We start from the raw sequence: 22,022 nt of genomic DNA, 5'->3' as shown, positions 1-22,022 counted from the left end.
GAGCATGCTCAGCCAGCACCCCCGGCCCGCGCCCACCCCTCAGGCTGCGCCGACCCGGGAAACGCGAGCCGCCGCGGTCTGCTCGAGCAGGTCTCGAGCATGGGCGAGACCTGCCTCGGAGTCGGGGTCTCCCCCCATCATCCGGGACAGCTCCCGGAGCCGCTCCTCCCCGTCGACAACGGTGATGCTGCTCGAAGTGATGGCGCCGTCGTCAGACTTGTGGACCACCAGGTGCCGGTCGGCGAAGGCCGCGACCTGCGCCAGATGCGTCACGACGATGACCTGCGCCTGTTGCGCCAGGGCGGCGAGCCGGGCACCCACATCCAAGGCGGCACGACCGCCCACCCCGGCGTCGACCTCGTCGAAGACGAAGGTCGGTGGGGTGCCCGCCCGAGGCTGCGGTTGGCTTCCCGGGCGGCCCTGGGCAAGCGGGCTCGCCCCGACCACCTCGAGGGCAAGCATCACCCGGGACAGTTCTCCGCCCGAGGCTGCTTTCGCGACACTTCTCGGTGTCGCGCCCGGATTGGCCGAGAGGAGGATCTCCACATCGTCGGCACCGAGGCGGCTGATTCGGACCCGTTCACCGGACGCCATGAGGATCCCGTCGCCGGCAGGGCGCTGCTCGACCCGGACCTCGATGACGGCCTTGCCCATGGAAAGGTGGGCCAGCTCACCCGAGACGCGTGCGGCGAAGTCGGCGCCGGCCGCTGCGCGAGCAGCGGAGAGGTCGGAGGCGGCGGCCGCGAGCTCGGCCGTGAGCTCATCGAGCTGGGACCTGAGCGACTCGACTCGGTCGTCGGCCGAGACCAGCGCGTCCAACCGCGCGGCAGCCTGCTGGGACCAGTCCAGGACCTCGTCAACCGTCTCCCCGTACTTCCGGGTCAGCCCGGCGAGGGCGGCTCGGCGCTCCTGGACGAACTCGAGCCGTTGTGGGTCGAGATCGACGTCCTCCAGGTAGGCGGTCAGGTCTGCGGCGACGTCACCGACGAGCGCCGCGACCTCGTCCAGCCGGGCGTCCAGGTCACCCAGCCTGCTGTCGTGCACGGCTCCGTGCCCGAGGGCTGAGCGAGCGGACCCCACGAGGTCACGGACGCTGGGAGCGGGCTCAGCGGCATACTCCTCACCGCTCAGGTCCGCCAGCGCCCGGGCTGCGGCGAGGCGCAGGCTGTCGTCATGGGCCAGCCGCTCGTCCTCTGCGCGGAGCGAGAGGTCCTCCCCCGGCTGGGGATCGACGGCCTCGATCTCCTCCAGAGCAGCCGTCAAGGAGTCGATCTCGCGAGCGCGCTCTCTCGACTCAGCGACGAGCCGGTCGTGCTCCGCGTGGGCCCCCCGCCACTCGTCGTGGAGGCGCCCCACCCGGTCACGCAACGCGCCGAGCGCCGGACCGCCGAAGCCGTCGAGCACCTCTCGGTGGGCGTCGCCTTGCTTGAGGCGCCACTGGTCCGCCTGTCCGTGCACCGCCACCAGGTGTCGGCCCAGCTCGGCCAGCACGCCGACCGGAGCGGTCCGCCCACCCACGTGGGCGCGCGACCGCCCCGAAGCGCTGAGCGTCCGCGCGATGACGAGCTCCCCGTCGTCATGCTCGGCGCCCGCCTCCGCGGCACGATCCAGCGCCGGATGGCCCGGCGGCAGTTGGACGACGCCCTCCACGAACGCCTGATCGGCGCCGCTTCGCACCAGGCTCGAGTCAGCGCGCTCGCCGAGAAGCAGGCCCAGCCCGGACACGACCATGGTCTTGCCCGCGCCCGTCTCCCCGGTCAGCACGTTGAGGCCGGGGCTCAGGTCCAGCACGGCGTCATGGATGACGCCGACCCCGCGGATCCTCATCTCGCTGAACACGGGTCCACCTTAGGGCCGAGCACCACCAGCGTCGGCCCTCCGGTCCACCTCGTCTGAGGTGCCCTTGATCCAGAGGTCCGTCCGCTCCGGCTCCGCCGGCGTGGTTGCGCTGTGCCGCCCGTCACCCCGCCAGCCCTGCACCGGCAGGTGGAACTTCGCAACGAGCCGGTCCGTGAACGGCCCGCGCGTCAGGCGGGCGAGACGCACCGGTCGGAGTCCGCGACGGACCTCGACCCTGGCCCCGGGGGGAAGGTCGATGTGGCGCCGACCGTCGCACCACATGATCCCCAGCACGTCCGTGCCGGTTCGCAGCTCGACCGCCACATGGGAGTCGGGGCCGAGCACGAGGGGGCGGGCGAAGAGGGCATGGGCACTGTTGGGGACCAGGAGCATCGCCTCGACCTGGGGCCAGATGACCGGGCCGCCCGCGGAGAAGGCGTAGGCCGTCGAGCCGGTGGGCGTCGACACGATGAGGCCATCGCCGCCCCAGCTGGAGAGGGGCCGACCATCGACCTCGATCGTGAGCTCGATCATCCGTTCTCGCGCTGCCTTCTCGACACTCACCTCGTTGAGGGCCCAGCTGCTGGCGACGATCTCACCGTCGAACCTGGCGTCCACGTGCAGGGTCATCCGCTCGTCCACCGTGTACTGGCGGTTGGCGATGTGCTCGACGGTCGCATCGAGGTCGTCGCGCTCCGCCTCGGCGAGGAACCCGATGTGACCGAGGTTGATGCCGAGGAGCGGCACATCCACGCTGCGCGCGAACTCCGCCCCCCGCAGGATCGTCCCGTCGCCACCGAGCACGACGACGAGGTCGCATCCCTCGGCCACCACCTCCTCGGTGGCGATGTGGACTCGCTTGCTGTGCTTGAGATCGAGGACCTTCGCCTCATCCGCCTGCAAGGACACCTCGATGCCAAGGTGGGTCAGCCGCTTGATGACTCCTTTGGCGACCGTGAGTGCCTCGGGGCGCCGGGGGTGTGCGACCAGCAGGATGCGGCGGGTCACGGTTCCTCCTCCTGGGCGTCGATCGAGACCAGCATGTCATCCGCATTCAGGCCGCCGGTCCCGGGGCGACGTGGCACAAGCCACAGCAGGAACTCCACGTTGCCCTCCCCTCCACGGATCGGGCTGCGGGCCGCGCCCCTGACCTCCAGTCCGACGCCCCCCGCCGCCGCATGGACCGCCAGCAGCACCCGTCGGTGCTCGCCGCTCGAGGTGACCACCCCGCTGCGGGCCAAGCGCTCGCGGCCGACCTCGAACTGAGGCTTGACCAGCACGATGAGGTCCCCGTCGTCCGCCACGAGGGGTCGCAGCACCGGCAGGACGACGCTGAGGGAGATGAAGCTGACGTCGCAGACCACGAGGTCGAAGGGCCCGTCCACCGTCCCGGACCCGACATCGCGGATGTTCGTTCCGGGTAGATCGAGAACCCGGGGGTCGCTCGCGACCACCGGGGCAAGCTGCCCATGCCCCACATCCAGCGCGGTGACGCGCGCGGCCCCGTGCTCCAGCAGGACCTGGGTGAACCCGCCGGTACTGGCGCCGACGTCGAGGCACCGCCGACCAGCGACATCGACCGGCCACAGCTCCAGAGCTCGGAGCAGCTTGTACGCCGCCCGGCTCACCCAGTGATCGGCCGGCCGGGTCAGGACGATCGAGGCGAGCTCCGAGACCGGGTGGCTCGGTTTGTCGACCACCCGGTCGTCAACACGGACGACGCCCGCCCGGACGAGCTCACCAGCCTGCGCGCGCGACCGGGCGAGCCCACGGGCGACGAGGGCGGCATCGAGGCGACCTCGAGTCACGTGCCACCCAGGTCGCTCAGCCGGGAGCGAAGCGCGGCTTGGGTCCGCTCACCCGCGTCGATGCGCTCGGTGAGTGATCCGGCCTGGGCCCGGGCGAGATCCTGCAGCGCCGCATCGATCGGCTCGTCCCCGGTCTGGGGTGCGGTCGCCTCTGGCCGACGGCTCCCCGGAGTCCCGGTCGGGCTGGTCGGGCTGGCCGGGCCGGGCCGAGACCCGACCACCGAGTCGTCGCCGTGCTGATCCTCACCGGTGAACTGTGTGCCCATCTCGCCTCCGAGCGCTCTCCTCGGCGTTCTCCTCTCGCCCGGAGACGCCGCTGCCAGCCACCGTATCGGTTACTGCGGAGGCGACCCGTCCAACCAGGCATCCAGCTCCCCGGCTACACGTACCGCGTCCTCCGGCTCGAGCAGCCCGCGAGCGGTGCGGTCGAGGAGAGCGGCCAGTCCGGCGCGGACCAGCTCGACTGGCGTGGCCGACCCCCCAGCCACCTCCAGACCGGACTGCGTCGCCTGCACGTACCCACCCCCGCAGCTGAACCCGTCAGCGCTCGCCAGCACAGCGGCATACGGCTGCTCCAGCTCGGTCAGCGCCCCGATGACCCAGGTCGGCGGCCCCAGCTCGGGCTGACGGACGAGGTCGCTGGGGCGGTGGACGCCGGTGAGCACCCAGGCTGCGTCGAGCCCTGCCGACAGCGCACCGGCAATGTCGGTGTCGAGCCGGTCCCCCACAGCCAGCGTCGCCTCAGGGCGGGTCCCGATCCGGTCCACGGACGCCTGGTAGAGCGGCGCGTACGGCTTGCCGACAACGAGCGGCTCGCGCCCTGTCGCCTGCGCGAGCAGGGCGACGTAGGCCCCGTTCCCGGGCGCGTGCCCCCACTCCACCGGGAGCGTGGCGTCGGTGTTGGTCGCCACCCACACCGCTCCATCCGTGACGTGCCTGGCGGCCGTCTCGAAGTCCCGCACCCTGAGCTGGCGACCCAGCCCCTGCAGGACCGCCGCGACTGGCGCACCAGCATCCGCGGCCTCAGGCGGGACTGCGGTGAGCCCAACCTCCCTCAGCGCGGCCGCAACCCCTGGACCGCCGAGCGCGAGGACCCGCGACCCGCGCGGGAATGATGCCGCCAGCTCGGCCGCTCCCGCTTGAGCGCTCGTCACGACGTCGGCGGCGGATGCCGGCACCCCGAGCGAGACGAGATGCTCCGCGACCTCTGACGGAAGCCGAGACGCGTTGTTCGTGGCGTAGACGATTGCCATTCCGTGAGCCGTGAGACGCCGCAGGACCTCCGGCGCCCCGGGCACGGCGTCCACTCCTCGATAGACCACGCCGTCGAGGTCGCACACCAGTCCGGAATAGGCAGCGCTGAGCGCGCCTGCCCTGCCGCGGGCCAGCGCCGAAGGGACGGGCGCGGCGGCCCGGTCCGGGGAGGGCGAGCCCAGCTCGGTCACGAGGCTGCTCGCCAGATCACGGCTCAGGTGTCTCGGAGCCGAGCTCCTCGTCCTCATCGTGCTCGGGCGAGAGGTCGAGCACCTCCGCCCCATCGAGCTCGTCGAGCCGTTCAGCTGCGTCAGTGGTCAGCTCGTGATCCGCGTCAGCAGCTCGAGCGAACCACTCCCGCGCCCCGGCTGCATCGCCGGCGGCCAGCTTGGCATCCGCGTACGCGTAATACAGCCGCGCGGCAGACGGCCGGTTGGGGCTCAACCGACGCACCAGGTCGGACAGTCCGGCGATCGCCGCATCGAGCTGGCCGAGGTCCCTGCGCAAGCCCGACGTGACGATGGCCAGCTCGACGCGGTCGTCGATCGCCAGGTTGGCGGCCTCATCGCTCTGCGCCAGCTCGAGAGCCTTCGCGTGACGTCCCAGAGCGCGTTCACAGTCGACCATGAGCGGCAGGAGATGGCTCGACCCGGACAGGCGCCGCACGGTGCGGAACTCGGTCAGAGCTCGCGCCCAGTCGCCCATCCGGTAAGCAACCAATCCGAGCGCCTCTCGCGCGGCGGGCACCCTTCCGGCGCGCCGCACCGCGGTCTCGGCATGCGCCAACGCGGCCGAAGGGTCGACGTCGAGCAGCTCCGAGACCATCACGAGATGCTGGGCCACACCCTCGGCGTTCTCCTTCGACAGGGTCCGCAGCTGGTTCTTCACGCCCCGGTCCACCTCGTGGCCGGTGACGCCCTCACGGATTCTGGGCTCCGGCTTTCGAGGCGTCTTGGGCGTGAGGCGAGGGCCGCCGCGACGCTCGAGGTCCGGGCGGCCCGAACCCTCCTGGCCGTCCCGTCGCTGCCCCCCGCGTGCCCCCTGGGCGCCGCGTCCCCCCTGCGGTCGCCCCGCGTCCCTGGAGGCGCTTGGACCACCCGGACCACGGCGGACCGGTGAACCGCTCTGGGACCGGGGACGGTCCTCGTCACGACGGTCACTCCGCCGGTCGTCGCCCCCCTGGTAGCGACCGCGATCCGCCGACCCCGTCCGCGGGGCCCCGGGCCGCTCGTCACGACGGTCGTCGCGACGACCACGCTGCCGGCCGTCATGAGGCCCACGGCGGGGACGGTCCCCGCCGTCGCCTCGCGTGGGACCGCTGTCCTTCGACTCCCGCTCGTCACTCATGGGGTCATCCTTCCGCCTCTGGACGGCATCGCGCCATCCCGCCGGCGCAACGCATAAAAAAGGCTCCTCTGACCCTTCCGTGGGTGGTTCTCGGGCTGGCTGAACGGGGGCACGCCGTTCCCGCATAGGTTTTGGGCTGTCTAAAGGTCCAGAACCATTGGAGCGGAGAACGGCGTGCGTGATGCCAGCCTATGGCGTGCCCTGTTGGGCGTCGACAAGACGGTCATCGAACAGGTCGAGTTCGACGAGGACGAGCAGCTGCTGGTCGCGCAGGTGCGTCCTCGGAGTCGGGCTCGGAGCCGGTGCGGGGTGTGTGGACGGTCGTGTCCGGGCTACGACGGCGGTGAGGGCAGGCGGCGGTGGCGGGCGTTGGATCTGGGCACCGTCCAGGTGGTGCTGGAGGCGGACGCGCCTCGCGTCTCGTGCCGTCAGCACGGGGTGGTTGTCGCGGCGGTGCCGTGGGCGCGGCACGGGGCGGGGCACACGTACGCGTTCGACGAGCAGGTCGCGTGGCTGGCCACGCAGGCCTCGAAGACGACCGTGACGCAGCTGATGCGGATCGCCTGGCGCACGGTCGGGTCGATCATCACGAGGGTGTGGGCCGACACCGAGAGGCAGTTCGACCGGTTCGCCGGTCTGAAACGGATCGGGATCGACGAGATCAGCTACAAGCGCGGTCACCGGTACCTGACCATCGTGGTCGACCACGACAGCGGCCGACTGGTGTGGGCCGCGCCCGGGCGGGACAAGGCCACCCTGCACGCGTTCTTCGACGCCCTCGGTGAGCAGCGTTGCGCCGCAGTCACGCACGTGTCCGCGGACGGCGCGGACTGGATCGCCAAGGTCGTCACCCAGCGGTGCCCGCAGGCGGTCCGCTGCGCTGACCCGTTCCATGTCGTCTCCTGGGCCACCGACGCGCTCGACGAGGTGCGCCGGGACGCGTGGAACCAGGCGCGTGGCGCGGTCACCCGGCGCCGGGCGGGCCGGGCCAGCGGCCACGCGAAGGACCTCAAGGGGGCCCGGTACGCGTTGTGGAAGAACCCGGGCAACCTGACCGAGAAGCAGCAGGCCAAGCTCGCGTGGGTGGCCAGGACCGACCCGCGGCTCTACCGCGGATACCTGCTGAAGGAGGGCCTGCGGCTCGTCTTCCAGCTGCCCCACCAGCAGGCTGCCGAAGCGCTCGACCGGTGGGTCGCGTGGGCCCGACGGTGCCGCATCGAGGCGTTCGTGACCCTGCAGCGACGCATCGTCAAACACCGCGACTCCATCCTCGCCGCGATCGAGCACGGCCTCTCGAACGGTCGTATCGAGTCGGTCAACACGAAAGTCCGCCTGATCACGCGCATCGCATTCGGGTTCCGCTCGCCAGAGTCCCTGATCGCCCTGGCCATGCTCAGCCTCGGCGGTCACCGCCCCGTCCTGCCCGGCCGGAACTGACCCACGGATCAGTCAGTAGAGCCATAAAAAAAGAGGTCCCGGACGAATCAGTGAAGTTTCGTCCGGGACCTCAAAAAGTTGTCCGGCTGCGTCCTACTCTCCCACACCGTCACCAGTGCAGTACCATCGGCGCTGAAGGGCTTAGCTTCCGGGTTCGGAATGGAGCCGGGCGTTTCCCCTTCGCTATGGCAGCCGTAACTCTATGGAGATATCAATTCAGTGGGTGGGTTCCCCGTTTGTATCTCGGGAACCGCACAGTGGACGCGTAGCATCTTTGTTGGTCAAGTTGTCGGCTTATTAGTACCGGTCAGCTCCACACATTGCTGTGCTTCCACATCCGGCCTATCAACCCAGTCGTCTAGCTGGGAGCCTCTCGGCCTTGCGGCCGTGGAAACCTCATCTTGAAACGTGCTTCCCGCTTAGATGCTTTCAGCGGTTATCACTTCCGAACGTAGCTAATCAGCGGTGCTCCTGGCGGAACAACTGACACACCAGTGGTTCGTCCATCCCGGTCCTCTCGTACTAGGGACAGCCTTTCTCAAGTTTCCTGCGCGCACAGCGGATAGGGACCGAACTGTCTCACGACGTTCTAAACCCAGCTCGCGTACCGCTTTAATGGGCGAACAGCCCAACCCTTGGGACCTACTCCAGCCCCAGGATGCGACGAGCCGACATCGAGGTGCCAAACCATGCCGTCGATATGGACTCTTGGGCAAGATCAGCCTGTTATCCCCGGGGTACCTTTTATCCGTTGAGCGACGGCGCTTCCACAAGCCACCGCCGGATCACTAGTCCCGACTTTCGTCCCTGCTCGACATGTCTGTCTCACAGTCAAGCTCCCTTGTGCACTTACACTCAAAACCTGATTGCCAACCAGGCTGAGGGAACCTTTGGGCGCCTCCGTTACCTTTTAGGAGGCAACCGCCCCAGTTAAACTACCCACCAGGCACTGTCCCTGATCCGGATCACGGACCGAGGTTAGATATCCAGAACGACCAGAGTGGTATTTCAACGTTGACTCCACCATCACTGACGTGACGGCTTCACAGTCTCCCACCTATCCTACACAAGCCGTACCGAACACCAATACCAAGCTGTAGTAAAGGTCCCGGGGTCTTTCCGTCCTGCTGCGCGTAACGAGCATCTTTACTCGTAGTGCAATTTCGCCGAGTTCGTGGTTGAGACAGTGGAGAAGTCGTTACGCCATTCGTGCAGGTCGGAACTTACCCGACAAGGAATTTCGCTACCTTAGGATGGTTATAGTTACCACCGCCGTTTACTGGCGCTTAAGTTCTGAGCTTCGCCTTGCGGCTAACCCGTCCCCTTAACGTTCCAGCACCGGGCAGGCGTCAGTCCGTATACATCGTCTTGCGACTTGGCACGGACCTGTGTTTTTAGTAAACAGTCGCTTCTCCCTGGTCTCTGCGGCCGATCACGCTCGGGAAGCAAGTTCCGTCACGATCAGGGCCCCCCTTCTCCCGAAGTTACGGGGGTATTTTGCCGAATTCCTTAACCACGATTCACTCGATCGCCTTGGTATTCTCTACCTAACCACCTGAGTCGGTTTGGGGTACGGGCGGCTCGAACCTCGCTAGAAGTTTTTCTCGGCAGCATAGGATCACCCTCTTCCCGCATACGCGGTCACTATCAGGTCTCAGGCTTGTATGAGGTCCGGATTTGCCTGGACCTCGCCCTACACCCTTGGACGTGGACTACCATCGCCACGCGGCGGCTACCTTCCTGCGTCACTCCATCGCTTGACTACTACAAGTTCGGTTCGTGCGCTCCACGCACCCGGTGACCCCGAAGGGTCGGTGGGCGCGCTTCAGGCACTTAGCATCACATGCCTCGTCAGGGGCGGTTCTTCGCCGGTTCCGGAATATCAACCGGATGTCCATCGACTACGCCTGTCGGCCTCGCCTTAGGTCCCGACTTACCCAGGGCAGATTAGCTTGACCCTGGAACCCTTGGTTATTCGGCGGACGGGTTTCTCGCCCGTCTTTCGCTACTCATGCCTGCATTCTCACTCGTGTGGCCTCCACGGCTGGATCACTCCGCCGCTTCCCTGGCCACACGACGCTCCCCTACCCATCAACACGCCTGGACCGTGAACCCTCAGGTGTCACGGCCGAGCAGTATGTCAATGCCACAGCTTCGGTGGTGTGCTTGAGCCCCGCTACATTGTCGGCGCGGAATCACTTGACCAGTGAGCTATTACGCACTCTTTAAAGGGTGGCTGCTTCTAAGCCAACCTCCTGGTTGTCACAGCAACTCCACATCCTTTCCCACTTAGCACACGCTTAGGGACCTTAGCTGGTGATCTGGGCTGTTTCCCTCTCGACTACGGAGCTTATCCCCCGCAGTCTCACTGCCACGCTCTCACTTACCGGCATTCGGAGTTTGGCTAACGTCAGTAACCTGGTGAGGCCCATTAGCTATCCAGTAGCTCTACCTCCGGTAAGAAACACGTGACGCTGCACCTAAATGCATTTCGGGGAGAACCAGCTATCACGGAGTTTGATTGGCCTTTCACCCCTACCCACAGCTCATCCCCTCAGTTTTCAACCTAAGTGGGTTCGGTCCTCCACGCAGTCTTACCTGCGCTTCAACCTGGCCATGGGTAGATCACTCCGCTTCGGGTCTAGACCCAGCGACTATGGGCGCCCTGTTCGGACTCGCTTTCGCTACGGCTCCCCCACACGGGTTAACCTCGCCACTGAGCACTAACTCGCAGGCTCATTCTTCAAAAGGCACGCCGTCACCCCACACCCCCAACGGGGGGAGGCTCCGACGGATTGTAGGCACACGGTTTCAGGATCTATTTCACTCCCCTCCCGGGGTACTTTTCACCTTTCCCTCACGGTACTTGTCCGCTATCGGTCACCAGGGAATATTTAGGCTTAGCAGGTGGTCCTGCCAGATTCACACGGGATTTCTCGGGCCCCGTGCTACTTGGGATCCCCCTCTGGAGTCCACGCCATTTCGTCTACGGGGGTCGCACCCTCTATGCCGAGCCATTCAATGCTCTTCGACTATGACGCAGATTTCTTACTCCATGCCGGGATGTCAGTCCCGACCGAGAGGTCCCACTACCCCGGACGTGCAACGCCTGACAGCTATCACACACGCCCGGTTTGGCCTCTTCCGCTTTCGCTCGCCACTACTCACGGAATCACTGTTGTTTTCTCTTCCTGTGGGTACTGAGATGTTTCACTTCCCCACGTTCCCTCCACACGCCCTATATATTCAGGCGCGGGTGACTGGACTTGCCTCCAGCCGGGTTTCCCCATTCGGAAATCCTCGGATCACAGTCTGGTTATCGACTCCCCGAGGCTTATCGCAGATTCCTACGTCCTTCTTCGGTTCCTGGTGCCAAGGCATCCACCGTGTGCCCTTAAAAACTTGGCCACAAAGATGCTCGCGTCCACTGTGAAGTTCTCAACATACAACCGGCACCCCGCACCCGGCCCGGCAACCACCGAACCATCCACGAGGCCCACACCAGAAGCACCCGACAAGCTATGCGCTCGCCCGATCCCTCAGGACCCAACAACGTGTCAGACACCCCCACCCCACGGACCAGCTTTCCACGACCTCACCCACCCAAGGGCTCCAAACGGCCAGTACTTGCCAGCACCCGCAACATGACGGCGCCAAATAATCGATGTTCCACCCTCGAGCACCCGCTGCCCCACACTCGGGGACAGACCAGGCCTGGACCAACCAGCACAAAGCCGGCCAGCCAAGATGCTCCTTAGAAAGGAGGTGATCCAGCCGCACCTTCCGGTACGGCTACCTTGTTACGACTTAGTCCCAATCGCCAGTCCCACCTTCGACGGCTCCCCCCACAAGGGTTGGGCCACCGGCTTCGGGTGTTACCGACTTTCGTGACTTGACGGGCGGTGTGTACAAGGCCCGGGAACGTATTCACCGCAGCGTTGCTGATCTGCGATTACTAGCGACTCCGACTTCATGGGGTCGAGTTGCAGACCCCAATCCGAACTGAGACCGGTTTTTTGGGATTCGCTCCACCTCACGGCTTCGCAACCCTTTGTACCGGCCATTGTAGCATGCGTGAAGCCCAAGACATAAGGGGCATGATGATTTGACGTCATCCCCACCTTCCTCCGAGTTGACCCCGGCAGTCTCCTATGAGTCCCCACCATCACGTGCTGGCAACATAGAACGAGGGTTGCGCTCGTTGCGGGACTTAACCCAACATCTCACGACACGAGCTGACGACAACCATGCACCACCTGTACACCAGTCCGAAGAAGCACCCATCTCTGGATGTGTCCGGTGTATGTCAAGCCTTGGTAAGGTTCTTCGCGTTGCATCGAATTAATCCGCATGCTCCGCCGCTTGTGCGGGCCCCCGTCAATTCCTTTGAGTTTTAGCCTTGCGGCCGTACTCCCCAGGCGGGGCGCTTAATGCGTTAGCTGCGGCACGGAACTCGTGGAATGAGCCCCACACCTAGCGCCCAACGTTTACGGCATGGACTACCAGGGTATCTAATCCTGTTCGCTCCCCATGCTTTCGCTTCTCAGCGTCAGTAGTGGCCCAGAGACCTGCCTTCGCCATCGGTGTTCCTCCTGATATCTGCGCATTCCACCGCTACACCAGGAATTCCAGTCTCCCCTACCACACTCTAGTCTGCCCGTACCCACTGCAAGTCCGGGGTTGAGCCCCGGATTTTCACAGCAGACGCGACAAACCGCCTACAAGCTCTTTACGCCCAATAATTCCGGACAACGCTCGCACCCTACGTATTACCGCGGCTGCTGGCACGTAGTTAGCCGGTGCTTCTTCTGCAGGTACCGTCACTTTCGCTTCTTCCCTGCTGAAAGAGGTTTACAACCCGAAGGCCGTCATCCCTCACGCGGCGTCGCTGCATCAGGCTTCCGCCCATTGTGCAATATTCCCCACTGCTGCCTCCCGTAGGAGTCTGGGCCGTGTCTCAGTCCCAGTGTGGCCGGTCGCCCTCTCAGGCCGGCTACCCGTCGTCGCCTTGGTGAGCCACTACCTCACCAACAAGCTGATAGGCCGCGAGCCCATCCCAGACCGAAAAACTTTCCACCCCCAGCACATGCGTACGAGGGTCATATCGGGTATTAGCTCCGGTTTCCCGGAGTTATCCCAGAGTCTGGGGCAGGTTGCTCACGTGTTACTCACCCGTTCGCCACTGATCAGACAGGGCAAGCCCCATCATCACCGTTCGACTTGCATGTGTTAAGCACGCCGCCAGCGTTCGTCCTGAGCCAGGATCAAACTCTCCGTTGAAGTAAAACACCCACGAAGGGCAAAATCACTGACTGAAGTAAACAACTAGCTATAAAAAGCAGTCATCATTCAACCAAAGGATAAAAATCGTCGCGAGACACAACCAACCACCACAACGGCAGCCAGCCACACCCCACCACGAGGTAAAACTTGGCATCGATTTTTGACACGCTGTTGAGTTCTCAAGAATCGGACACACACCAACAACCAGCTCACCGAGCCAGCCACCGGGGCAACCCTACTAACTTACCCGCCTCAAGCTTGGGAGTCAAACTCGTGACCCGCCCTGAAGGACGACCGACCTTGACCCGCTTGGTATCCGCGGTGCCCCTACTCTAGCGCACCAGAACTGGTGCCTCTTTCGGGATGTCTGCCCCGGGACCGGCCTACTTCGCTGGGCGATACTCGCCGCGCTGTGGCGTCCGTTCCTCCCTGTCGGGCTGACGAAGAGAACATTAACCCGACCTTCCGGGCATTGCAAAATCGTCCCCTCCCAGCATGCCGAGGACGGTGTCCCAACCCGTGTCGAGCGCCGGGACACCCCCGCAACCAGGACGATCAGTCAGCCTTGCGTGCTGCGGCCAGGCTCTTCCGGCCCCGCTTCAGGACGGCAACCGTGCCGTGCAGGAAGTCGTCGTCACCCAGGATGCGGTCCGGGTCGGACACCTTCACGTTGTTGAGCGACGCACCGCCGTCGGCGATGGCGCGGCGCGCCGCGTTGCGCGAGTCGACCAGGCCAGCGGCGACCAGCGCGTCGACGAATGAGGTCCCGACCTCGATGCGGGCTCCCGGCAGCTCAGCAGTGGCGTCGGTCAGCGTGCTCGCGTCGAGCCCGTGGAGCTCCCCCTTGCCGAAGAGGGCCTCGCTCGCAGCCTGCACCGCGGCCGTCGCGTCCGCTCCGTGGACGAGTGTCGTGATGTCGCCGGCCAGGGCCTTCTGAGCCGCACGACGGAACGGTTCCTCCTTGACCTGCCGTTCGAGCTCTGCGATCTCGTCCTGGCCGAGGTCGGTGAAGACCTTGAGCATCGACACGACCGACGCGTCCTCGATGTTGAGGAAGTACTGGTAGAAGGAGTAGGGACTCGTCATGTCCGCCGAGAGCCAGACGGCGTTCCCCTCCGACTTGCCGAACTTGGTTCCGCCGGAGTCGACGAGCAGGGGCGTCGTGAAGCAATGGACGGAGGCGCCCTCCGACCGGTGGATGAGGTCCACGCCGGCCGTGAGGTTGCCCCACTGGTCACTCCCGCCGGTCTGGAGCGTGCACCCGTACGTGCGGTAGAGGTGCCGGAAGTCGAGCGCCTGGAGCAGCTGGTAGCTGAACTCGGTGTACGAGATACCTTCCTGGCTCTCGAGGCGCGCGGAGATGGCCTCCTTCTTGACCATCTGGTTGACCCTGAAGTGCTTCCCCACGTCACGTAGGAAGTCGAGGGCCGTCAGCGACGCCGTCCAGTCCAGGTTGTCGACCAGGATCGCGGCGTTGGCCCCGTCGAAGTCGAGGAACGGCTGCACCAAGGCCTTGATGCGCGCGACGTTGGAGGCCGTCTGCTCCTTGGTCTTGAGCACGCGTTCCGAGGTGGGTCTCGGGTCGCCGATCAGCCCGGTCGAGCCACCGACGAGGCAGATCACGTGGTGCCCCGCACGCTGGAACCGCCGGAGCACCACGAGCTGGACGAGGTTGCCGAAGTGGAGGGAGGGAGCGGTCGGGTCGAAGCCGCAATACAGCGTGAGGGGGCCCTCAGCGAGTGCCTCGCGCAGCGCCGCCTCGTCGGTGGACTGTGCCACCAGGCCGCGCCACTGCAGCTCGTCGAAGATGTCCGTCACGGGTATCGGTGTCCTCTCGTCCAGGGAGCGGACAGCCTGCCCGCTCGTGTCACAGAGTGCCCTACGGGGTGCCGAGCGGGCCAATGGGCAGGGCCCCGGTCCCACATCACGGCGTCGGGTCGGTCGTATGCCGCTGGGCCGGCTCGCGCGGTGGCCGAACCTGGCGCTCAGGGCTGGGTACGGCGGGCGCGCAGCACACCCGGGCGGTAGGCCGAGACGGTTGGCTCACCCTCGAGCCAGTACCGCCACGGGTAGGAGTCCCCCTCTCCACCCGGTCCGGTGACGCCGACGCGGGGACCGGTGCGCACCGGTACGTCCGGGTCCGCATGTCGGCCGGTGACGCGGACAGGACAGTCCGGGGCCACGGTGTCGAGACCGTTGTGCGGGCGGGAGAGACCGAGCGAGACCGCGAGGCGGGCCGGGCCACGGGCGAGGTCGCGGGCCGGCACCGGCGGCTTGCCCGGTGCGTCCCGACGGACGCGGGCCAGGTCCTCCCCGTCGACGACCTCTGCCCCCCGAAGCAGGACTGCGGCTCCCTGGCCGTGCGGGCCCGCCACGAGGTTGGAGCAGAAGTGCATCCCGTAGGTGAAGTAGACGTAGAGCGAACCCGGACGCTCGAAGAGCACGGCGTTGCGTGGCGTCCTCCCCCGGAAGGCATGGGCCCCCGGGTCGCCGACGCCTCCGTAGGCCTCGACCTCGGTGATCCGCACGGTGACCCCCGCGTGGGAGACGTGGGCGCCGAGCAGGTCGCGAGCGACCGCGTGGACGTCGCGGTCGAAGAAGTCGCGCGGAAGTCGTGACGCGTCGGTCCGTGGCCTCACGGCTAGACGGTAACCCGCTCTGCCCAGCCACGGGCACCTGCCGAGCGGTCACGAGCCGCGACGAGCTGCTCGGCGACGCGCACTGGAGCCGTCCCGCCCACGGCGTCGCGCGAGGCGAGCGACCCCTCGACGGAGAGCACGTCGCGCACCGTGGGCGTGAGGTGGGGGTCGATCCGGGCGAAGTCCTCGTCGCTGAGGTCCCACAGCTCGATCCCCCGCGACTCGCACTCGCGGACGCAGGCTCCGGCCACTTCATGAGCCGTGCGGAACGGCACACCGGCGCGTACCAGCCACTCGGCGATGTCGGTGGCGAGGGCGAAGCCCTGTGGCGCGAGGGCCTGGAGCCGCTCTGTGTTCACGGTCATCGTCGCGAGCATCCCGGAGAAGGCGGGCAGCAGGACCTCGAGCGTGTCGATCGCGTCGAACACCGGCTCCTTGTCCTCCTGGAGATCTCGGTTGTAGGCGAGCGGCAACGCCTTCAGGGTGGTCAGCAGACCGGTCAGGTCGCCGACGAGACGGCCCGCCTTGCCGCGTGCGAGCTCAGCGACGTCGGGGTTCTTCTTCTGCGGCATGATGCTCGAGCCGGTGGAGTAGGCGTCGTCGAGCGTGATGAATGAGAACTCCTTCGTGGCCCAGAGGACGACCTCCTCGGCGATCCTCGAGATGTCGACGGCGGTCATGGCGCAGACGAACGCGAACTCCGCGGCGAAATCCCGCGAGGCGGTGCCGTCGATGGAGTTCTCGACGGCGCGCGCGAAGCCGAGCTCCCTCGCCACGACCTCCGGGTCGAGCCCGAGCGAGGACCCGGCGAGCGCACCGGAACCGTAGGGCGAGGCGTCCGTGCGCGCGTCCCAGTCCCGGAGCCGGTCGACGTCGCGGAGCAGGGCCCAGGCATGCGCCAGCAGATGGTGCGAGAGGAGCACGGGCTGCGCATGCTGCAGGTGGGTCCGGCCGGGCATCGCGACCCCGAGGTGTGTCTCAGCCTGCGCGACCAGAGCGTCGACGACGTCGAGCACGAGGGCACCGACGACACGCGCGCGCTCGCGCAGGTACATCCGGAACAGCGTGGCGACCTGGTCGTTGCGGGAGCGCCCGGCGCGGAGCCGGCCGCCGAGCTCGGGCCCGACCCGCTCGATCAGGCCCCGCTCGAGTGCCGTGTGGACGTCCTCGTCCTCGACAGCGGGCACGAAGGCGCCGGACCGCACGTCGGCCGCGAGGTCGTCCAACCCCACCAGCATCCCGGCGAGGTCTCCGTCGGAAAGGAGCCCAGCGGCATACAGCACTCGCGCGTGGGCACGGGAGCCTGCGATGTCGTGGGCAGCCAGCCGCCAGTCGAAGTGGGTGCTCTTGGACAGGGCCGCGAGAGCCTGGTCGGGCCCGGTCGCGAAGCGCCCACCCCACAGGCTGAGCCGTTCGGCGGGCTGCGGCGCGTCAGCAGTCATCGGGATCTCCTTGCGGTGCGTGGGCGGTCAGTCACGGGAGCCGACGAGGCCCTGGAGCCGGGTGGCGATCGCCGCCGCCTTCGACGGAGAGGCCGCGACGAGCATGATCGTGTCATCCCCGGCGAGCGTGCCGATGACGGCTGGGTCGCGGGTCTGGTCGATCGCTGAGGCGAGGTAGTTGGCCGCGCCCGGTGGCGTGCGGAGGACGACGAGGTTCTGCGCGGGCGTGGCTGAGACGAGGAGCTCCTCGCAGGTCCGGCGCAGGCGGGCGCTGGCACTGTCGCCGATCGTCCCCGTCGCCGCTGCCTCACTGCCGTCACCCGGGACCGCATAGACGAGTGCGCGCCCACGCCGCACCTTGACCGCGCCGACCTCGACGAGGTCCCGCGACAGCGTCGCCTGGGTCACCTCGATCCCCTCGGAGACGAGGAGGTCCGACAGCTCACCCTGGCTCTTGACCTCGTGCTCCGCGAGGAGCTCGAGGATCCGCGCCTGGCGCTGGGTGCGGCTCACGACGCCGACCGTGCCGTCTCGAGGATGGCCGGCAGGGCGTCGATGAAGCCTTGGAGCTCAGCCTCCGTGAGGATCAGTGGCGGGGTGAGACGGAGGGCCGTCGGAGTGACGGCGTTGACGATGAAGCCGGCCTCCCGCGCGGCGGCCATCGCCGCGGGAGCCGGGATGCCGCTCAGCTCGATCGCGCGCAGGAGGCCCCGCCCGCGGGTGGCTGAGACCCCGTCGAGGGTCAAGGAGTCGAGCATCGCCCCGACTGTGCGCGCGTTGCCGAGCAGGTCCTCTCGCTCAATGGTGTCGAGCACGGCCAAGCCGGCCGCGCAGGCGAGGGGGTTCCCGCCGAACGTGGTGCCGTGCTGCCCGGCGCCGAGCAGGGTGCTGACCTCACCCCCGAACGTCACCAGGGCCCCGATGGGGACCCCGCCGCCCAGGCCCTTGGCCAGCGTCATCGCGTCGGGGATGATGCCCGCGGCCTGGTGGGCGAACCAGTGCCCGGTACGACCGATGCCGGTCTGGATCTCGTCGAGGACCAGGAGGGCGCCGTGCCGGGAGGTGAGCTCCCGGGCCAGTCGGAGGTACTCGGCGGTGAGCTCACGAACCCCGGCCTCGCCCTGGATCGGCTCGATGACGAGGGCAGCCGTCGCCTCGTCGACCGCCTCGCGAAGGGCTTCCTCGTCGCCAGGGGGGACGAAGGTCACCTCCGGAATGAGGGGCTCGAAGGGCTCGCGGTAGGCCGGCTTGTGGGTCAGCGCCAACGCCCCGGTCGTGCGCCCGTGGAACGAACCCTCCAGGGCGACGATGCGCTTCCTTCCCGTGCGGCGAGAGAGCTTGATGGCAGCCTCGATCGCCTCGGCACCGGAGTTGGCGAAGAAGACGCCGGAGCCGGCCGGTGCGTTCGCCAGGGTGAGGAGCCGCTCGGCGAGGAGGATGGCCGGCTCGGAGGTGAAGAAGTTGCTGATGTGGATGGCCTGCTCGGCCTGCTTGGCCACGGCTTGGACCAGCGCCGGGTGGCCATGGCCGAGGGCGTTGACCGCGATTCCGGAGAGCAGGTCCAGATAGCGCTTGCCGTCGACGTCGGTCACCCAGCAGCCATGGCCGGATGCGAGCACGAGCTGGGGCGGGCCGAAGACCTGGACCATCGCCCCCGAGTACCGGTGGAGGAGGTCGCTGCCGACGGTCACGAGTCGCTCCCCCCGTCCGGGAGGACCATGGTGCCGATGCCCTCGTCGGTGAAGACCTCGAGGAGGAGCGAGTGGGCCTGGCGACCGTCGACGACGTGAGCCTGGGGAACGCCCCCCTCCACGGCCCGGATGCACGCCTCCAGCTTGGGCACCATGCCCTCGTCGACCCGGGCGAGCAGTTCCCTGGCGGCCGAGGCCTCGATGGATGACAGGAGGGAAGAACGGTCGGGCCAGTCCGCGTAGATCCCTTCGACGTCCGTCAGCACGACGAGCTTCTCGGCCTTCAGGGCCACGGCCAGGGCCGCGGCCGCCGTGTCGGCATTGACGTTGAGCACCCGTCCCTCGACGTCGAGGTCCGGGGCGACCGTCGACACGACGGGCACCCGCCCCGCCGCGAGGATGTCGAGCACGGCCGAGGGGTTGACGCTCTCGACGTCCCCCACGAGGCCGAGGTCAACCAGCTCCCCGTCGATCTCGGTCCCGCGTCGACGGGCGCCGAGGAGCCCCGCGTCCTCTCCCGAGAGGCCGACAGCGATGGGGCCGTGCTGGTTCAGCAGGCCGACGAGCTCGCGACCGACCTGGCCGGTCAGGACCATCCGGACGACGTCCATCACCTCCGGCGTCGTGACGCGAAGTCCGCCCTTGAACTCGCTGCGCATGCCGAGGCGCTCGAGCATCGCCTTGATCTGCGGACCGCCTCCATGGACGACGACCGGCCGTAGGCCGGCGTAGCGGAGGAACGCAATGTCCTGCGCGAACGCCTTCTTCAGCCCGTCGTCGACCATGGCGTTCCCGCCGTACTTGACGACGACGAGGGCACCCCGAAAGCGCTCCAGCCACGGCAGCGCCTCGACGAGGGTCGTGGCCTTGCCTGCGGCGACGCGGATCGCAGCGGCGTCGATGAGGCCCCGGAGGTTCTGGTGCGGCTGCGGTGTCATGTGCTGTAGGCCGAGTTCTCGTGGACGTAGTCGTGGGTCAGGTCGTTGGTCCAGATCGTCGCCGACTCCTCACCGGCGTGGAGGTCGACAAGGACATGGACCTCCCTCGGAGCGAGGTCGACGAGGGCGCGATCGTCCCCCACGCCGCCCGCACGGCACACCTGGACGCCGTTCATCGCCACGTCCAGCCGCGCCGGGTTGAAGCTGGCTCTGGTGGTCCCCACCGCGGCGAGCACCCGCCCCCAGTTGGGGTCGTTGCCGAAGATGGCGCACTTGAAGAGGTTGTTCCTCGCCACCGCGCGTGCGACCTCGAGCGCGTCGTCGACCGACGTGGCTTCCCGCACCTCGATGGCGATGTCGTGGGCCGCGCCCTCCGCGTCGGCGATGAGCTGACGCGCCAGGTCCGAGCACACGGCGCTCAAGACAGCGGTGAGGTCCTCTCGGGGAACGGCCACCCCGGAGGCGCCCGAGGCCAGGATGAGGACGGTGTCGTTGGTCGACATGCAGGCGTCCGAGTCGATCCGGTCGAAGGAGACACCGGTGGCCGCCCGGAGGGCCGCGTCCAGATCGGCGGGGGTGACCACGGCATCGGTCGCCAGCACGACGAGCATCGTCGCCAGCGCGGGGGCGAGCATGCCCGCCCCCTTGGCCATCCCGACGAGCGACCAGCCATCGTCGGAGTGGCCGGCGACCTTGTGCACCGTGTCGGTGGTCATGATCGCCACCGCAGCCCGCTCGAGCCCGTCCGGCGTCAGGGCGCCGGCTGCAGCGTCGATGCCGTGCAGGAGCCGGTCCATCGGGAGCAGCTCGCCGATGAGGCCGGTCGAGCAGACCGCGACGTCGCCCGGCGAGATGCCGAGGAGCTCGGCGACGTGCTCCGCCGTGTGATGGGTGTCCGCGAACCCCTGCGGCCCCGTGCAGGCGTTCGCCCCGCCGGAGTTGAGGATGACCGCGTCGACCCGTCCGTCGGTGACCACCTGCCGCGACCAGGTCACCGGTGCCGCCTCCACGCGGTTGGTCGTGAAGACCGCGGCGGCGACGTGGTCAGGCCCGTCGTTGACGACGAGCGCGACGTCGGGGCGCCCGCTCGCCTTGAGTCCGGCCGTGACACCCGCGGCCCGGAAGCCTCGGGGCAGCCGCACCTCGAGCGTGCTCACGGTGCCACTCCCGCGCGCGGCAGTCCGGTCGTCTCGTCGAGTCCGAGAGCGAGGTTCGCGCACTGGATGGCCGCGCCGGCGGTGCCCTTGGTGAGGTTGTCGACGGCAGCGACGACGACGACGCGACCGACCCGCTCGTCGACCGTGACCTGGATGTGGACGTTGTTGCTGCCCACCACGTCTGCCGTCCGGGGCCACTGGCCCTCGGGCAGCACGTGGACGAAGGGTTCGTCGGCGTAGGCCTGCTCCCAGACGGAGCGAACGGCGGCCGCGGCAGTCCCCGGGGCGAGCCGTGCAGTGCACGTGGCGAGGATGCCCCGAGGCATCGGGGCCAAGGTCGGGGTGAAGGAGACGGTCACAGGGGAGCCCGCCGCACGGGACAGGTTCTGCTCGATCTCCGGGGTGTGGCGGTGCACGCCGCCCACGCCGTACGGCGACATGGAGCCCATCACCTCACTGCCGAGCAGGTGTGGCTTGAGTCCCTTGCCGGCCCCGGAGGTCCCCGAAGCTGCGACGACGACGACGTCCTCGGGCGTGAGCACGCCGGCCGCCAGGCCGGGTGCGAGCGCCAACGACACCGCCGTCGGGTAGCAGCCGGGGACGGCGATGCGGCGTGCGCCGGCGAGCACGCTCCGCTGCTTGCCGGTCTCCCGGCCGACCGCTGTCATCAGCTCCGGCATGCCGTACGGCCACGCCCCGGCGTGATGGGTGTCGTAGAACTCGGTCCACGCCTCCGCGGACTCGAGCCGGAAGTCGGCGCCGCAGTCGATGACGACGACATCGGCCGGGAGCTGTGCGGCGAGGTCCGCGGAGTGCCCGTGCGGCAGCGCGAGGAAGACGACGTCGTGCCCGGCAAGGACGTCAACCGTGGTCTCCTCGAGCCGTCGCCCCGCGAGAGGCGTGAGATGCGGGTGGACCGAGCCGAGGCGCTCACCCGCGTTGCCGCCGGCTGTCATCGCGCCGACCTCGATGTCGGGGTGGGCGAGCAGGAGCCGGAGGATCTCCCCTCCGGCGTACCCGCTCGCCCCTGCAACTGCTGCCCTGATCACAATGCATGACTATACACAACTATGCATAGTTGTGCAGAATCTCATCGAGAGAGCAGTTCGCCACGCTCCCCTGGAGGCGAACTGCTCTCTCGATTGGCGCTGGCGTCGCGCGTACTGCTCTCTCGATTTGCGCTGGTG

15 protein-coding genes and 3 rRNA genes are annotated in these 22,022 nt (G+C 67.6%); 1 reads left to right on the top strand and 17 read right to left on the bottom strand.

What is annotated here, in order from left to right; genetic code table 11:
- Positions 1 to 39 precede the first annotated feature (39 nt).
- The 6 genes from recN to INTCA_RS07930 all read right to left on the bottom strand — a co-directional run bounded on the left by recN (position 40) and on the right by INTCA_RS07930 (position 5,789).
- Entirely contained in the window at positions 40 to 1,839 is a 1,800-nt protein-coding gene (gene recN / locus INTCA_RS07955) for a DNA repair protein RecN (RefSeq protein WP_013492396.1), read from the bottom strand.
- 9 nt (positions 1,840 to 1,848) lie between these two features.
- On the bottom strand, positions 1,849 to 2,847 hold the full coding sequence (locus INTCA_RS07950) for an NAD kinase (RefSeq protein ID WP_013492395.1): 999 nt from the start codon (positions 2,845 to 2,847) through the stop codon (positions 1,849 to 1,851).
- On the bottom strand, positions 2,844 to 3,647 hold the full coding sequence (locus tag INTCA_RS07945) for a TlyA family RNA methyltransferase (protein ID WP_013492394.1): 804 nt from the start codon (positions 3,645 to 3,647) through the stop codon (positions 2,844 to 2,846). Before INTCA_RS07945 ends, INTCA_RS07950 begins: the two co-directional genes overlap by 4 nt.
- The gene (locus INTCA_RS07940; RefSeq protein ID WP_013492393.1) at positions 3,644 to 3,913 is read right to left on the bottom strand and encodes a hypothetical protein; all 270 of its coding nucleotides are present in this window, start codon (positions 3,911 to 3,913) and stop codon (positions 3,644 to 3,646) included. The genes INTCA_RS07945 and INTCA_RS07940 overlap by 4 nt, the downstream gene beginning before the upstream one ends.
- Before the next feature lie 69 nt (positions 3,914 to 3,982).
- A complete protein-coding gene (locus INTCA_RS07935; protein ID WP_013492392.1) occupies positions 3,983 to 5,092 on the bottom strand; it encodes an HAD-IIA family hydrolase in 1,110 nt (369 codons plus the stop codon).
- Between the two features lie 16 nt (positions 5,093 to 5,108).
- Positions 5,109 to 5,789, bottom strand: a complete 681-nt coding sequence (locus INTCA_RS07930) for a tetratricopeptide repeat protein (RefSeq protein ID WP_234423966.1) — start codon at positions 5,787 to 5,789, stop codon at positions 5,109 to 5,111.
- Positions 5,790 to 6,422: 633 nt separating this feature from the next.
- Between INTCA_RS07930 and INTCA_RS07925 the strand changes: the two genes are divergently transcribed.
- Complete coding sequence (locus INTCA_RS07925; protein WP_013491425.1) at positions 6,423 to 7,685, top strand: ISL3 family transposase; 1,263 nt, start codon at positions 6,423 to 6,425, stop codon at positions 7,683 to 7,685.
- Positions 7,686 to 7,765: 80 nt separating this feature from the next.
- On the opposite strand, the gene rrf is transcribed toward INTCA_RS07925, so the two are convergent.
- The 11 genes from rrf to argC form a co-directional block, all read right to left on the bottom strand.
- Positions 7,766 to 7,882: ribosomal RNA gene (rrf, locus tag INTCA_RS07920) — 5S ribosomal RNA — on the bottom strand.
- 80 nt (positions 7,883 to 7,962) lie between these two features.
- Positions 7,963 to 11,093, bottom strand: a 23S ribosomal RNA gene (locus INTCA_RS07915).
- Positions 11,094 to 11,443: 350 nt separating this feature from the next.
- A 16S ribosomal RNA gene (locus tag INTCA_RS07910) occupies positions 11,444 to 12,965 on the bottom strand.
- Together the 16S, 23S and 5S rRNA genes form the textbook arrangement of a ribosomal RNA operon.
- Positions 12,966 to 13,523: 558 nt before the next feature.
- Positions 13,524 to 14,786 (bottom strand): tyrosine--tRNA ligase, encoded by a 1,263-nt coding sequence (gene tyrS / locus INTCA_RS07905; RefSeq protein ID WP_013492390.1) that lies wholly within the window; start codon positions 14,784 to 14,786, stop codon positions 13,524 to 13,526.
- A 167-nt stretch (positions 14,787 to 14,953) separates the two neighbouring features.
- A complete protein-coding gene (locus INTCA_RS07900; protein ID WP_013492389.1) occupies positions 14,954 to 15,607 on the bottom strand; it encodes a DNA-3-methyladenine glycosylase in 654 nt (217 codons plus the stop codon).
- A 2-nt stretch (positions 15,608 to 15,609) separates the two neighbouring features.
- Positions 15,610 to 17,049: an argininosuccinate lyase gene (argH, locus tag INTCA_RS07895; protein WP_013492388.1), complete on the bottom strand. Its 1,440-nt coding sequence runs from the start codon at positions 17,047 to 17,049 to the stop codon at positions 15,610 to 15,612.
- A gap of 27 nt (positions 17,050 to 17,076) precedes the next feature.
- Positions 17,077 to 17,562, bottom strand: coding sequence for an arginine repressor (gene argR, locus INTCA_RS07890; RefSeq protein ID WP_013492387.1), 486 nt, complete (start codon positions 17,560 to 17,562; stop codon positions 17,077 to 17,079).
- On the bottom strand, positions 17,559 to 18,740 hold the full coding sequence (locus tag INTCA_RS07885; protein WP_013492386.1) for an acetylornithine transaminase: 1,182 nt from the start codon (positions 18,738 to 18,740) through the stop codon (positions 17,559 to 17,561). The genes argR and INTCA_RS07885 overlap by 4 nt, the downstream gene beginning before the upstream one ends.
- On the bottom strand, positions 18,737 to 19,678 hold the full coding sequence (gene argB, locus INTCA_RS07880; RefSeq protein ID WP_013492385.1) for an acetylglutamate kinase: 942 nt from the start codon (positions 19,676 to 19,678) through the stop codon (positions 18,737 to 18,739). Before argB ends, INTCA_RS07885 begins: the two co-directional genes overlap by 4 nt.
- Positions 19,675 to 20,835 (bottom strand): bifunctional glutamate N-acetyltransferase/amino-acid acetyltransferase ArgJ, encoded by a 1,161-nt coding sequence (argJ, locus tag INTCA_RS07875; protein ID WP_013492384.1) that lies wholly within the window; start codon positions 20,833 to 20,835, stop codon positions 19,675 to 19,677. Before argJ ends, argB begins: the two co-directional genes overlap by 4 nt.
- Entirely contained in the window at positions 20,832 to 21,884 is a 1,053-nt protein-coding gene (gene argC, locus INTCA_RS07870) for an N-acetyl-gamma-glutamyl-phosphate reductase (protein ID WP_013492383.1), read from the bottom strand. The genes argJ and argC overlap by 4 nt, the downstream gene beginning before the upstream one ends.
- Positions 21,885 to 22,022 lie beyond the last annotated feature (138 nt).

The organism is Intrasporangium calvum DSM 43043, from assembly GCF_000184685.1.
GTDB lineage: Bacteria > Actinomycetota > Actinomycetes > Actinomycetales > Dermatophilaceae > Intrasporangium > Intrasporangium calvum.
Note: the sequence above shows the minus strand (reverse complement) of the source record. Positions and strands in the feature narration are given on the sequence as shown.

Bases quoted from the DNA above. Each gene is read 5' to 3' on its own strand.
- argH (WP_013492388.1), bottom strand. From the start codon at position 17,049: ATGACTGCTGACGCGCCGCAGCCCGCCGAACGGCTCAGCCTGTGGGGT.
- INTCA_RS07940 (WP_013492393.1), bottom strand. From the start codon at position 3,913: ATGGGCACACAGTTCACCGGTGAGGATCAGCACGGCGACGACTCGGTG.
- argB (WP_013492385.1), bottom strand. From the start codon at position 19,678: ATGACACCGCAGCCGCACCAGAACCTCCGGGGCCTCATCGACGCCGCT.